Source organism: Sphingobacterium deserti (assembly GCF_000757725.1).
In the GTDB taxonomy this organism is placed as follows: domain Bacteria; phylum Bacteroidota; class Bacteroidia; order Sphingobacteriales; family Sphingobacteriaceae; genus Sphingobacterium; species Sphingobacterium deserti.
The window spans coordinates 83,663-98,048 of record NZ_JJMU01000028.1 but is presented as its reverse complement, the minus strand read 5'-3'; the positions used below and the strand labels follow the sequence as shown (position 1 = coordinate 98,048).

At 42.3% G+C, this 14,386-nt stretch carries 10 protein-coding genes; 7 read left to right on the top strand and 3 right to left on the bottom strand.

From position 1 onward, the window contains the following. The first annotated feature begins 454 nt into the window (after positions 1-454). The 3 genes from DI53_RS09570 (at position 455) to DI53_RS09560 (ending at position 5,589) form a co-directional block, all read left to right on the top strand. Positions 455-2,914, top strand: coding sequence for a phosphocholine-specific phospholipase C (locus DI53_RS09570; protein ID WP_037498223.1), 2,460 nt, complete (start codon positions 455-457; stop codon positions 2,912-2,914). Positions 2,915-3,632: 718 nt separating this feature from the next. Further along, positions 3,633-3,809 (top strand): hypothetical protein, encoded by a 177-nt coding sequence (locus tag DI53_RS20320; RefSeq protein ID WP_157836768.1) that lies wholly within the window; start codon positions 3,633-3,635, stop codon positions 3,807-3,809. 22 nt (positions 3,810-3,831) lie between these two features. Then, positions 3,832-5,589, top strand: coding sequence for a hypothetical protein (locus tag DI53_RS09560; protein ID WP_037498219.1), 1,758 nt, complete (start codon positions 3,832-3,834; stop codon positions 5,587-5,589). A gap of 178 nt (positions 5,590-5,767) precedes the next feature. On the opposite strand, the gene DI53_RS09555 is transcribed toward DI53_RS09560, so the two are convergent. Further along, positions 5,768-6,442 carry a TetR/AcrR family transcriptional regulator gene (locus DI53_RS09555; protein WP_037498216.1) on the bottom strand — a complete coding sequence of 225 codons (675 nt, stop codon included), beginning with the start codon at positions 6,440-6,442 and terminating at the stop codon, positions 5,768-5,770. A gap of 576 nt (positions 6,443-7,018) precedes the next feature. Between DI53_RS09555 and DI53_RS09550 the strand changes: the two genes are divergently transcribed. Next, entirely contained in the window at positions 7,019-9,115 is a 2,097-nt protein-coding gene (locus DI53_RS09550) for an ATP-binding response regulator (RefSeq protein ID WP_052072285.1), read from the top strand. Between the two features lie 54 nt (positions 9,116-9,169). On the opposite strand, the gene fbp is transcribed toward DI53_RS09550, so the two are convergent. Further along, on the bottom strand, positions 9,170-10,189 hold the full coding sequence (fbp, locus tag DI53_RS09545; protein ID WP_037498209.1) for a class 1 fructose-bisphosphatase: 1,020 nt from the start codon (positions 10,187-10,189) through the stop codon (positions 9,170-9,172). Positions 10,190-10,728: 539 nt separating this feature from the next. Here fbp and DI53_RS09535 point away from each other — a divergent pair. From DI53_RS09535 to DI53_RS09530, 3 genes are all read left to right on the top strand, one after another. Further along, a complete protein-coding gene (locus DI53_RS09535) occupies positions 10,729-11,361 on the top strand; it encodes a TetR/AcrR family transcriptional regulator (RefSeq protein WP_037498204.1) in 633 nt (210 codons plus the stop codon). Positions 11,362-11,627: 266 nt separating this feature from the next. Then, on the top strand, positions 11,628-11,822 hold the full coding sequence (locus DI53_RS20160; protein WP_131555222.1) for a hypothetical protein: 195 nt from the start codon (positions 11,628-11,630) through the stop codon (positions 11,820-11,822). 928 nt (positions 11,823-12,750) lie between these two features. Continuing rightward, on the top strand, positions 12,751-13,359 hold the full coding sequence (locus tag DI53_RS09530) for a helix-turn-helix domain-containing protein (RefSeq protein WP_037498201.1): 609 nt from the start codon (positions 12,751-12,753) through the stop codon (positions 13,357-13,359). A gap of 69 nt (positions 13,360-13,428) precedes the next feature. On the opposite strand, the gene DI53_RS09525 is transcribed toward DI53_RS09530, so the two are convergent. Then, positions 13,429-14,319, bottom strand: a complete 891-nt coding sequence (locus DI53_RS09525) for a glycerophosphodiester phosphodiesterase family protein (RefSeq protein WP_037498199.1) — start codon at positions 14,317-14,319, stop codon at positions 13,429-13,431. Positions 14,320-14,386 lie beyond the last annotated feature (67 nt).

Sequence of the window (14,386 nt, the reverse complement as noted above, 5' to 3'; positions counted from 1 at the left end):
TCGCTTCTTCCCATTATTAAACGAAATGTCGCATCAGTTTTGTTGCGTCTGTAGACTTTTGCCTTCGCACTATCCAACAAGGATGCAACAAAAGTAAGCGACGGGGTTTTGCTACTTTTGCCCTACAAAAGTAGTGCCTAGCCGCGGCATGCGGCGGAAGGGGTGTGCGTCGGACAAACTGTTTTATAAACAGAAACTTGAACTTGCCGCGGCATGCGGCGGAAGGGTCTGAGCGAAGGACAATCCGTTTAGAAACTACATTACCCTACAAAGTATTTGCCTTGCCGCGGCATGCGGCGGAAGGGTTTGAGCGAAGGACAATCCGTTTGAAAAGCAAAAAAACCTTTACTTTACACCAATTTAACATTAAATCCTTTGTTTTGTAAAGTTGTGTTTATCAACGAAGGATTCGCGATATGCACAACGTAATCCGTAACGATTGAATGAAAACATCATGGAAAATAGAAGGACATTCTTAAAAAAAGCATCTCTTCTAGCTGGTGCCACAGCCGCATTTAAGCTGTGCCCAGCTTCAATACAGCGCGCCTTAGCGATTGAGGCGCCCGTCGGATCTACATTTTTAGACGCCGAGCATATTGTTTTTCTGATGCAGGAAAATCGCTCTTTCGACCATTGCTACGGCACATTAAAAGGGGTACGCGGTTTTAATGATCCTCGTGCTATAGAACAACCTAACGGGCTTCCTGTATGGTTGCAGCAAGATGATAAAGGTAATACCTTCGCACCTTTTCGCTTGGATCTGGAAAATAGTAAGACGAGCTGGATGGGTTCGCTTCCACACAGTTGGAAGGATATGGTCTTTGCACGTAATGACGGAAAAATGGACACCTGGTTGGAAGCAAAAAGAGCCGGCAATCCTGACTTTAGCCATATGCCGCTCACCATGGGCTACCACAGCCGTCAAGACATCCCTTTTTATTACGCATTTGCAGATGCTTTCACCATATGCGATCAGCATTTCTGTTCCTCGCTAACGGGAACAAGCGCCAATCGATCCTATTTTTGGTCTGCGAGCATACGGGAAGAGCCCCATAATGCCGAATCGGAAGCGCATGTCGACAACAGCCAGATCAACTATAAAAATGTAGGCTGGAAGACTTATCCCGAACGCTTGGAAGAAGCTGGGATTTCATGGAAGGTGTACCAAAACGAACTAAGCATACCCGTAGGTTTTGAGGGCGAGGAAGAAGACTGGTTGGCCAATTTCACCGATAATAACCTAGAGTTCCACAAGCAGTATCATGTTCGTTTTCACCCAGCGCATGTGAGCTACATGCGTCAACGATTAGAGGGCGTAGAGGAAAGGCTCTCCTCGGACCTATCGGCTAATAACGAAGAGCGCACTGCTTTGCAAAAAGAAGCACAGCAGCTGCGTAGAGATATAGAAGAATTTAATGAAGATGCTTTCAAAAAGCTTGATCCGCTTCAGCAGTCCATACACCGAAAAGCCTTTACGACAAATAGTGGCGACCCTAATTATCATCAATTGGAGACTATCCGATACATTGATAAGCAGGAAGAAAGAGAAGTAGCCGTGCCAAAGGGCGATGTTTTCCATCAATTTAGGCAAGACGTTACATCCGACACCCTCCCCACGGTGTCCTGGCTGGTCGCGCCGTGCCGATTTTCTGACCATCCGGGATCACCTTGGTATGGTGCCTGGTACATCTCTGAAGCACTTGATATCCTGACGGCAAATCCTGATATATGGAAAAAAACCATCTTCGTGCTAACTTACGACGAGAATGACGGTTATTTTGATCACGTCCCGCCATTTATCCCTGCACACAGCGCACGGCCAGACAGCGGAGCATTACCGCAAGGCATGCATACCGAGAACGAATACGTTACATTAGAACAAGAGCGACGACGTTCCGGAAATGAAGCAAGCATCTTGGATAGTCCCATTGGACTTGGATTTCGTGTTCCGCTGGTCATTGCCTCACCCTGGAGCAAGGGTGGAAGAGTCAATTCCGAGGTATTTGACTTAACATCATCGCTCCAATTTTTGGAATATTTTATCCAAAAAAAATTTAATAAAAGCGTTATAGAAGAAAATCTGAGCGATTGGCGCAGGCTCGTCTGCGGCAATCTCACGTCGGTATTTCAACCGATTAGTCATACAGAGAAAGTCGATATAGCATCGGTAGATCGGAATGACTACGTAGAACGTATACATGCAGCTAAAGATAAAGCACTACCATCAGGTTTCGCTAAAATAGATGCCGTTAAAGCGGCAAATACCGGTAAGCGCAGCACACTTTGGCAATCGCCACAGGAACAAGGCACAAAAGTCGCTTGTGCCCTACCTTACCAACTTAGCATCAACGCGGCCGTTGACCTCTCAAAGGGCGTGCTCCGCGTGACGTTCGAAGTAGGAAAAGGGCTGTCGCAAACTAAAGCAATCGGCGTACCTTTTTTCGCTTCGTCTCCACTTAGTTATGGAAAAGATGATTCACCTGGCAAAACCTGGAACTTCACTGTACGGCAAGGTGAGCCACTCGTTTACGAATGGCCGCTGGATAAATTTAGCAGTCACATGTACCACATCCGTATCTACGGTCCGAATGGTTTTTACCGCTCATTTAAAGGATCGAAAACAAGAGAAACTGCGTTATTAAACGTGGAACAAGCTGAGTATACAGAGTCGATAACCATCCAAACGACCAATAATAAGCAGCACCTTGCCGTGAAAGATTTGTCGTATGGGCAGGAAGGCAAAGCTTTCAGCGCACATAGCTTCAAATGGAAGATGAATCTGGAAAAATCATTCGGTTGGTATGATATTGAAGTTACAGCAAGCGAAGACCCTGATTTTTCTTATCAATATGCCGGCCACCTAGAAACTGGTAAGGCGAGTCGGACGGATCCCTTGATGGGCGGGGAAGAGTAAGCGACACGCCTGCTTTAGAAATTTCAGGCTTACACATTAAGTGCAATAGGAAAGATAATCTATGGAGATGGTACATATAATCGGCCAAGCTCCCCCATGACTTTCGCATAAAACTCCCGATAATGAATATTTTTTTCTAAAAGTGTAAACTAAAAAAAACAATTTCTATATTTGTAACGTTAAAACTACAACGCCCGTACGTGCAACTGCTTCAAGCACGGCGTTAAAGTTGCTTATGAAAAAATATAGTGGCTCATGATAATGCCACACCATTGCGATGCTATGCATGCTTATATGAAGTGTTTGTGATGAAGCTTATGAAAGTTATAAATAGTTAAAAATTCAAAAAAAGGGGTTTAAAGACGCTTTTCCCTTAAAAAGAGTCACATTTTTGAGAAATGAGTTAGGAGTGTGTGAGACTCTTAACCTTGCATAACAGGCTACTCGCTTGTTGGCACCACTGCTTATGAAATAATTGGTACGCGAACTATATATCGATGTACCCCTCAGTTTTACGTAAATAAAGCATTACCCTGTGAAAAAACATGTATTCACCGGACATGCACCTTTTTGGCCAAAATTTACGTAACACGATTTAAGATTTCATACACAGCCTAACCATTTTTCTAAAATACCAAAACACGCTTGAGGCATGGAAACATGCTTTCATGCGGGCTATATGCGAATTTTAATATTGCTATATACTAAAAAGGTAAAGATGGAAAAGAAAGCTTACACCCACCCGACAGTCACATGCACTATTGTTTGGTTAGAATCTTCTATGGCAGCTGCATCTACAGGAGCGCAAATAAACCCCGGCAACGCCCAAAACAATTCTCCATATGTAGAAGATTGGCAAACACAAACAGGGTTTTCTAATGATTTTGATTTGTAGTATAACCGTAACGTTTTAGAAAATGACAACCACAAACTTATCGACCTCCATCAAGCTCATGCTATGCATAGGCTTAGCATGTACGTTATTTAGTTGCACAAAAGGAACTACCAACGAAACAAATGAAGATGCGACCTTAGCTGTCACCATTAATGGACTAGAAGATTATATCCTTGATGAAACGCCTATTGAGCTAACTTCCAAAAATGGAGGGGCTGGCGCTAGCTCCACAACTGCCAACCGACTAGGTGCCCAGTCAACGCCCGCCGCTGATGGGAAAGAGCACGAGTTATATTTTTCAGACGACTTCGACATCGATTTTGAAATTGTCAAGTCATATCCTGCCTCCGCGACAGCCCAAGATAGAAAGGACGGCAAAAATGATCTTAGTATGTCGACCCGCCCGTCAAGAATGGTCAGCCGACCAATCACAACAGGCGTTCGATGCCGGATACTTATTTACCGGGAAAACGAAACAACACCTATTGTCAATGTGGAGGCCGTTGGATCAACCTTTCCCCCTGTAGCGATTGCATCCGGTTTTAACTACAGATGGATCGCCGTATCTACCAACGAAACCACATCATCGCCGACGGTAGCTAACAACGTTGTTTCAGCTGCGCAAATAGCGAATAAAGATTTTTTATATGCAGCCGGAACCATTTTCACGCAATTTGGGCAAAATAACCTAAACGTTGTTTTAAGAAGATATACATCCCGCACACTGCTTACCTTGGACACCCGCGGTATGTTCGGAACGATCGCAGCTAATTCTAATCTTTCTTTTACCATAGGATCAGGAGGAACACTCAGCGAAACTGCGGATTTCAATGTTCGGGACAGCAGTTTTTCCAACTACCAAGCCTCGGCTTTGAGCTCCAACAACATGACCTCCACTACAGCCGGGGTAAGTGTAGGGGCATTATACACTGTGCGTCCAAGAGCGGTAGCAGCCGGAAGCCTTCAATTGCGGCTTAACCCATTAATTCTGACACTTGACGACGGTTCCACGCGGACCTTTACAAACACTACCATAAATTTCGGCTCCGCATTTTCTCCTGTTCGTGGAAGCAGCTACGCCGTTACCGCACGACTTATTGAGTCAGGCGTGCGCGTAGGCACATCACCGATCCGTTGGGCACGCTCCAATCTGACTTACCTAAGTTCGGCACCTTCAGGTTTCCAATATAGGTTCAGACCGCATCCGGTGAACTACGCGTTTTCTGCCAATGTTGACTTATGGAACTTCGCAACCACCACACCAACTGGTACCACATTCAATAATGTAGATGTATGCAGCGGTGTGTATCCTGCAGGAACCTGGCGACTACCTACACCAGAAGAATATCAAGCACTTGGACTTCCTAATTCCTTGGAGGGGTACACCCCGCTTCTCTTGGGCGGTTCCGGCATCGTTGCCAACTGGAACAGAAGCTCTACTCAACCCGCCAATCCGGCATACGCGGGCATGGATCAACTACGCCTAGGCTTTTATGGATACCGAACACCCGCCGGCGCGCTGCTGCAACAACCTTTACTCGTAGCCGTTTTACTTGGCGGGCAAGGCCATTATTCCACAAGCTCGTATACTGGTGAAGCCACCAACCCTGCAGGTATACGGCCCACCTATTTTAGGATGAGCTACACTGGGGTTAATTTAGTGGGATTGGTAAACGTTCTTGACGGCTACTCACAGGCCGTTGTGCAGAATGAAATTGGCAGTAGTTTTACACAGGGAAGAAGCATTCGATGCGTGCGCACCGTTAATCCTGCGATATAGCACTAATCAGACCGCAAAGATCATCATATCATCAAGGGGGAGATGGGCATTCCGTGCTACATTTCCTCCTTTTTCGTCTATTATGATGGGCCTCGCTAAACACATCGGCCAGTACACAATTCCCAACAATGGTCAATAAACGAATGCTATGATACTATTTTGCAAAGGTGGACTAGCACTACGCAACAATACCTCTCTTTGGATTGCTGCGCAAAGCATAATTATCGGAACTGCAAACGATACGCCTGATAGTCTGATACAAGCGGTCGCGATCGACACTCCTGGAAACGTCTAACGTCAGAAACTGAGATCCTTCGGCCGCGTGCACAAATAGAAAAAGCGTACCCGATATCAATAGATCTAGCGTAGCAATCATTGACTTCCGCTGACGTAGGGGAAGTGCAGCAGTGAAATAATTAAAAAGCGTTGAGAGATACCCACTGTAAGCCCTTAGTAATGTTTTTAAAAATTTTTGTCGTTTTTCTACCAGGCCCCAATGAAGCAGTCTTTTTAATGTTCTATCGCTGTACAATTCATCTACCTGAAGGAGTATGATATCCAATACATCCTCTTGATTAGCAAGGCTGCCTACTTTGATCGTCGACTCCATCTTCGCACGAAGCAGATCCAATCTTTGGCTTACGAAACTTTCCACTAAGTGTTCAAAATCCTTGAAGTATAGATAGACCAATTTCGGGTTTAATTTGGACTTCCTGAACACGGCGGTGATCGACAAGCCAGAATACGTTTCTTCTTCCAATATCATTCCAATACAGGCAAGCAACCGACCTCTGGTTCGCTGCTTGTTGCGCACGGCACCATTAACTTCTTTTCTTTCTCTTTTTAAGGCCATAAAAAACGTGTGTTTTAATAAAGCAAAACTATTTATAATTGGCGATTAATATATATTCCCGAATATACACAGAAATAATCAAGGAAAGAAATATAGTATTATACTATAATACCAAAAGATTGTATAATAAGATTTTTATTTTTCAAAATAGCTTTTATTATTAATAGCGCTTCGGTTTTGCTAAGAAATCACATTAAAAGTCACAATAGTTATATTACAACTAAGTTTAAGTTTACAGCATTACTCTTCAAGAAATGAATAATTTTTTTTAAACCAAAAAATCACCGTCTAATTTAGCAAGAGATATCGCAGGTAATTTGTAGCAAAAAGAAAGAATAAAAGTATCATTAGAGCGCTTTTAAAGCAGTTCTCAGCTGCCGACTATAGACTCGCGATAACATGACGAGCGAAATTTATAGATATTCTACTACAAATTTTTAAAAACAGAGATACAACTAGCAATCTTTAATGGCTAAAAGCTTTGTAAAAATTAAACAAAACCGCATTATTGGCTACTTTTGAAAAAAGCTAAAACCTGTGTTAAGCAAAAAGAAACCACTCCATATTTTAAGATTTATGATAATTGGATCGCTGATCGCGTCCTTTATTTACCTAAGTGTGTTGTACGTGCAGCAATACCGGCAATACGAAAAATTGACTTTCCGTTTAGAAAAGGAAAAGTCACCGACCGAGCAGCAAACATCAACATTGTACACGCTATTTCTCGCGCTAAACGAAGCAGACAATCTTTTCAGACAATACAGTATCAACTTTGACAGGCGTATTTACCAATCATACAGCACCAAACTTGAAGAAATAAGATGCACTATTGATTCTCTTGCTTTGCCACCGCTTAATTTTGATAACGATACCACCCAACAGCATAATCCCCTGGAGAAGAAAAAAAACGTGCAATATGAATTGCTCACACTTAAAAAAGCAATAAATAACCTTATTCTTTTCTCGGAGGATTCGCTTTCCTTATTGCAGGATGAAGGAAATCTACCAATCCCAAGGACGAAGATAATGGATTCTGACGTTTTGATTCAAAGCATATTGAACGACACGGTCGCACAAACCACCTCCCTTGACACGGTAGTTCGAAAAAAAGGAAACCTGTTCAAGCGGATTTTTAAAGCGCAAGACGACGTGGTCGTTACGAATTCTGTAAATCAGACATTAAACATCAAGCAGATAGATGCGCTATACAAAAGCGTTGAACAATTTAATGTAGCACAACAGCAATCCTTTAAAAAGGACACAAGACTTCTCCGGAAAAAATTCCTCGCTCTCCTTCAAAAGGAGCGCGTGCTGGTACAAACAAACCACCAACTTCTAAACACCCTAAGATCAAGCATCCAAGCCTTGGAAAAACAAGAGCTTGCACAAATACGCGCTGCGGAGAAAACCTTAGTCGTTTCGCACCGCCTGAGTGTGGAAAGGTTTGAAAAACAAATTGCCGTAGCGCTGTTCATTATGTTTTTTATGATAGCGTTGATCTTATTTTATCAATCGAAAGCCAGCACCTACGAACGTAGACTTCGCGATGAAAAAGAATACGCCTCGCGAGTAGCGGAAGAGAAAACGAGCGTGCTTGCCAATATCAGCCACGAGGTTAGAACACCGATCTCTTCGCTACTTGGTATTATAGACATCCTTAAAAAGAATAAAGCCGACAAAGTGGTTAGCTCGGAATACTTGAATTCAGCCGTTCATGAAATCACGGTCATTAACAGCTCCATCGACGACATCTTACACCTAAGTAAGTTAGAAATGGGGAAACTGAAGGTAAAATATGCGTTCTTCTCTCCACATAGAATTTTGATGGAAGTTATTAACTTACATAGCTACCAGGCACAGAAAAAGGGACTGCAATTAACATATGATATTCAAATAGATAGTGGATTGGAAATTTATAATAGCGCCTTTCGAATAAAACAAATTGCGTCTAACCTACTGGCAAACGCCATAAAATACACCAATGAGGGCAATGTACACCTGTCTGCAAACTTAACATACCGCAATCGCAAAAAGGCACTTTGTATTGCCGTGAAAGATACAGGCATCGGCATATCGGAAGAGCATCAACAACATATCTTCAGGCAGTACTATATGGCCGGATCAAAAGGAAGAACAAGCGGGTTTGGCTTAGGGCTGTATATATCGAACTTATTGATAAAGCAACTTGAGGGGGAGATAAACCTGCAAAGCTCCCTCGAAAACGGATCTACGTTTGAAATGATAATCCCCGCCCCTGACATACGAATCGCATCTTCAAAAATAGAACAATTGCAGCTTAAAGACCTGCCTAAAGATATTAGACTGGTGTTCATCGACGACAACCGTATCAACATGATGTACCTCAAACACTACTTCAACGACAGCTCCCGCATCTCACTATTTGAGGATCCGACAGAGGCCTTGCACTTTGTAGAGAGCAACGAAGTGCATGTCGTGATCACAGACATGTTTATGCCGGCCATAAACGGCTGGCAGATTCTGGACAAAATCAAAGAATTAAATCAGCATACCAGCGTATTCCTTTGTACCGCAGACCTGGTGAATACGGAGGCGCAACGCGCAAACTCCACGCAAGAATTTGACGCTATTTTAAGCAAGCCTGTTAACGAACATGAGTTGGTATCAAAGATTCTGGAACAAAAAGAAACGTAGTTGCCTTACTGAACACCCTTACATGGAACAGAAAACATACCGCTATCGACTGCTTCAGCCCCGTACACTATTTCTTTCTGCGTCTAAGAAATGCTCAATCGCTGCTACCATTCCCGTACTGCCCATAAAGCAGGCTGAACGCTGGTGCAAGCTACCGGGCTCGATATCTAAGATACGCATACACCCATCCGTAGCCCGACCTCCAGCCTGTTCAATAATGAAAGCTATCGGATTACATTCATACATAAGCCGCAATTTCCCATTTGGATGTGTACGTGTCGCCGGGTAAATAAATATCCCGCCCAATAACAAATTTCTATGAATATCAGCAACTAGCGAACCAATGTACCGAGACGTGTAGGGCCTTTGCGATGGCGCATCATTTTCCTGACAATACTTTATATACTTCTTCACCCCATCTGAAAACTTTGAATAGTTACCTTCATTTACAGAATAAATTTGCCCCATAGCGGGCACGCGTATTTCGGGATGAGACAAACAAAACTCACCAATACTGGGATCCAGTGTGAAACCGTTTACGCCTTTTCCGGTAGTATAAACCAACATGGTTGAGGAACCATAAACAATGTATCCGGCGGCAACCTGTTTGTCCCCTTTTTGCAAAATATCCTTCAAAGTTGGTCTCCCGCCTAAAGAATCACGGCGATAGATTGAAAAGATGGTTCCTACAGACACGTTCACATCAATGTTGCTGGAGCCATCAAGCGGATCGATGCAAACAATATACTTTGCATTTCTTGACAACTCAGAATCGATGTCCACGGGCAGTTCATGCTCTTCCGATGCAACAACGCAACATTCCCCACCACTTTGTAAAGCCCGGATAAATTGCTCATCAGCATAGACGTCCAGTTTTTTTTGCCCCTCTCCCTGTACGTTGATTTGCCCCGCATCGCCCAGGATGTCTACCAAACCCGCCTTGTTCACTTCTCGATTTACCACTTTTGCAGCAATACCTATATCACGTAGCAGGCGGGACAACTCGCCCTTCGCATAGGGAAAATCGGCTTGTTTTTCAATAATAAACTGTCCTAGGGTTTTAAATGTAGTCATGGCTAGTATTGCTTAAGTATGCTTAAATATACATTCAGCACAGGATAAAACCATCCTGCCCTGTCTAGACTACGCTTAAGGCAAAAAATGCGGAGTCATCGCCAGCTGTTAGCTAAGCTCAATAGTATGCACTATCATACCCCAAAGCCTTTCCATAGACAAAGCGTTGGTTGATAACATAGACGATAAAAATAAGTCGGCTCGAACTAACTCCCACGCATGAAATAACTTATTTAAATAAAATGGCGTAATTAAAAAAGCAGGCTAACAGAAAATAATCGGTTTTTGTAAAATAATAGCTACATTTCATACAATATAATAATATTTGTTCTACAGGGTCAATTTTGTTTATGAAAATAATTACTATATTTGACAATATAAATTGAAACGAAACCAATACATCAGGAAAAGACTTATGTGATTTGCTTTTACTCGAAGCGATAGCATGGTTACCTGCATCAAGCTCAGTAGAGCTTGGCATAGAAGACCGAATAAACGATTGTACACAATGCTATAGAGGACTTTACAAAGGTAATAAGATGAACCGGAAAAATAAGAAGACCGCGGCAAAAAGCACGCGCAACCGACTTCGATCTAAAAATATTTTGCTTGAAAGCGTAGGTAATATATTAGCACAAAGATCCTACTCAGAGTTAAACGTAACGTCTCTAACCGAAATATCTGGACTTAATCCCAAGCTTATCTACCTATATTTCGGTGGATTAGAAGGGCTCATAGCCCAATATCTTGAAAACAGAGAACTACAGCCCTCTGCTGCCCAAAAACTCAGTCAAAATATAGCATTACATCCAAAGGACGTCGTTCACGAAGACATCTTATCGCTCTTAGAGATCCAGTTGGATGAACTTATAGCTGATGACGAATTGAAAGGAATACTTCATTGGGGGTTTTCCGCGAAAAATCTTAAAGCCATAGCAACGTTGCAGATGCATGAGCGCACACTCCAGAAAGCGCTTGACATATTAAAAGTTAATCAAAATATAGGGTCTAATTTCGATTCCGTAGCCTTTGCTTTATTGGCAGCAGGGGCGACATTCTTAGCCATTCAATCAAAAAACAACAAAAGCTCCCTGCTTAATGTGGATTTACACGACGAGCACGAACGGAAAAGAATAAAAGATGTTTTACAAAGGCTATTGGTAAGTCCTTAACATCAAAAAGCTTCTGCGTAAATTAAACCCACGCTCAGCTAATCGCTTCCAATTGCCTAATCCTTTGTTGAAAGAAATCTACTATAGCATCTAACATCGGTTAGGAAATACACATCACCTTAGTTAGGATAAACATAGCTCAAAAGCCATATCAAGCCGCACTATAGATAGACGGATAGCATCTGCCACCTCACGAGACTGTAATTTTCTATAGTTTTCTTCAACGGTTTTACCCTGCAATTGTTCGTTAGATAAAATAAATAGTTATGCAAAGATTTTTGTCCGTACTGATTTTTTTATGCGCTATGGCTATGATGAGCAGTTGCCAGGTGGTAGATGTTGTTTTTCACACAGGGGCTTGGTCTGGCGTGATATTCATCATATTGATTAGTATAGCGATCGTTTGGATCTTAGCTAGAATTTTAGGAAAGCGGCGCAAACAGGACTGGACAAAACCTTAAAGACGCTAATATGGACCACGTTCGAACATTTGGTCCCGACATAAACATCATCAAATAGTTATGGGTGTTTTAATAACGGAGGACAAGTTAAAAAAAGACTAGCGAACTAAGCTCCGCAAGCGCGGAACTTAGGCGCAATCGCTAGCTGTGTTAAAATTGAAACGAAACACATTTATCGCCGTTGGACAACATAAATAAATGATTTTAACTTGTTTACACCATGCTATGATTAAAATAACCGGCCCCTATATAAAGAAATCTATTTGATAATAAAATTTCGCTTTTGGGAATCGCGAGAATTGTTGCTAATTTAGGTGTGTAGAATATCGAATATTAGCTGGTACAATTCCACGTAATTCGTAAAGCGTTCTTTATATATTTTGGGGCCGGCAGGACAGAAGAGCATGGGAATGCATCAAAAAGACAACGAGTAAAAACGGTTAGCGACTCGCCTATTTACTAACCCTATACTACAATTGTCCTTTGTTACACGCTTATGTGCGTCTTCCGTTTTTCTTTCAGAGCGGCATGGTAATATGTGAATGGTATCTGTGACTAACTCAGTTACTCTTCCTATTTAACGTGCAAGCCTCTTCTCTGCCGATAATGAGCGAAACATACACCCATTTCGTAACGCTATTTATTGTGTTTTTAACAATTTGGTTATCCTTCCTCAACAGGGATCTTAACGAAACAAGCCAATGTAGTTTACAAAATTGATCTATGTAAAAGCAAGGAGCAAATGGCATTTTTCAGCATGTAAATCATCTAAAATCGCCTCTGTAAACACTTCTTGCACAATTGCTTCAGAGAAAATCTATTCCGCTTGACGTAATTCGCGCCCCACTGTATCAAACAACAATCAAATATACAAATAATTGTAAGAAAATATACAAAAGTTTTTAAAATTTTTAACATACAGCTTATAGTGGGTAAAGCAGAAAATAAAAAATTGGCAAAGGCGATCTCCACACGTATTGACGAAATACTCAATCTAACGGGTTTATCGATTGTCGCGTTAGCTAATTTAGCCGGGGTTGGGGCGAAAGCTATTCGCAGCTACCACAGTGGCACTCTACCTATATCGGTGGAAACCATCGACAAAGTCTGCCAGCCGTTTGCACTTTCGCTTACTCATTTTTTTGACTTTGAAACGCCTATACACATTTCGGAGAGTGAGCTTAAAATCGTTGAAGATTACCGTCGCAAATATTTGAATCAGCGAATGGGATATTTTAAAGATGAAGAGGATTTATTTTTCGCAAAGCCGAACAGTACCGGAACTAAAAGAGAACGGGAATACATCGCGTACATTGTGTTTAAAACAGATTATTTCGAACAAGAAAGGTCCATTGCTCAAATGCTTATAGATTTCCGAAATGAATTTGATCTTCATCTTGAGTCTGGTCGTCTGCACGAACTGTTACATAAATATTTGACTCGGCAGTTGGAGCGGAAAACGATCCAGGGTAAAAAACTGGACGGTAGCCCTTCTAAACGGACTATATTTCTTTACTACAAGCCTAAGAAAAAATAAAAGTCGTTGGCACTATTGCTGCAAAGTGGTGCCTAGCCCTAAACCGAAATAGCCTGATAAAGACGCTTATTAATAGCCGTGGCTTTCCACTGCAACGCTAACCTCCATCGGGAAATCAGATTCTAAGATGGAAGCGCCGTCTTTAAAAACTGTCCGGTATGCATTCGCTCGTCTTGCTGCGGCAGGAAGTTTGTCAAACATAGGAGCAGCAGAGATCATACACATTACCCCTTTCTCGTTTAATAGGCTGCAGAGCGCTTTGTTTTCCGATGTGAACTCAGAACCAATGTAGGCGATCAGCTGATTGAAAGGGATACGTTGCTTTTTGTACGTCTCGTATACCGGTTTTGTTTTGATGTGCGCAGATAGCATAAGCTGAGGTGCCATTTTTAAAAAGTCTTTAGCCTGCGAGGCGGTATGGACGGTAATCATTACATACGAGAAAGCATTATACTTCCGGATCAATTCGATATATACCGCAGCAGGAACACCTTTTTGGTCTAAGTTTAAAACCGTTTTTCCTTTCGCCCAAACGAGGACACTGTCTAGACGCGGTATACGTTGGTCGGTAAGCTTACCGCTCCTATCTTTAAGGCGTAATTCCTGCAACTGCGCCCAGGTATAGTCTGATACTTTGCCCGAACCATTGGACGTCCGATCTAAAGTGGCATCATGCATCAAAACCACCACGCTATCTTTTGTTAAACGTGGATCGATTTCAAAAAAAGCGGGTGTGTGCTCAAGCACTTTGGAAAATGCGGCAAGGCTATTCTCAGGCAGCCCCTTTTCAGTCGAACCCCGATGCCCACTTAGTACATGTTTGCCCTTTCTATAGCTGAAAAAGGCATGCAGATCCTCAGGGCATTTAAAATCCCAATAGTTAGATTGTGCCTGCACTAAATTTATCATAGCCACACACATCGCGGCAACAATAGTAAATCGACTTATTCCTTTATGCATATCTCCAATGTTTTTTCAGTAGCTCACTTCTGCCAATTCTGATCTTAAATCGTCATATGGAAAGTTC

Bases quoted from the DNA above. Each gene is read 5' to 3' on its own strand.
- DI53_RS09570 (WP_037498223.1), top strand. From the start codon at position 455: ATGGAAAATAGAAGGACATTCTTAAAAAAAGCATCTCTTCTAGCTGGT.
- DI53_RS20320 (WP_157836768.1), top strand. From the start codon at position 3,633: ATGGAAAAGAAAGCTTACACCCACCCGACAGTCACATGCACTATTGTT.
- DI53_RS09560 (WP_037498219.1), top strand. From the start codon at position 3,832: ATGACAACCACAAACTTATCGACCTCCATCAAGCTCATGCTATGCATA.
- DI53_RS09555 (WP_037498216.1), bottom strand. From the start codon at position 6,442: ATGGCCTTAAAAAGAGAAAGAAAAGAAGTTAATGGTGCCGTGCGCAAC.
- DI53_RS09550 (WP_052072285.1), top strand. From the start codon at position 7,019: ATGATAATTGGATCGCTGATCGCGTCCTTTATTTACCTAAGTGTGTTG.
- fbp (WP_037498209.1), bottom strand. From the start codon at position 10,189: ATGACTACATTTAAAACCCTAGGACAGTTTATTATTGAAAAACAAGCC.
- DI53_RS09535 (WP_037498204.1), top strand. From the start codon at position 10,729: ATGAACCGGAAAAATAAGAAGACCGCGGCAAAAAGCACGCGCAACCGA.
- DI53_RS20160 (WP_131555222.1), top strand. From the start codon at position 11,628: ATGCAAAGATTTTTGTCCGTACTGATTTTTTTATGCGCTATGGCTATG.
- DI53_RS09525 (WP_037498199.1), bottom strand. From the start codon at position 14,319: ATGCATAAAGGAATAAGTCGATTTACTATTGTTGCCGCGATGTGTGTG.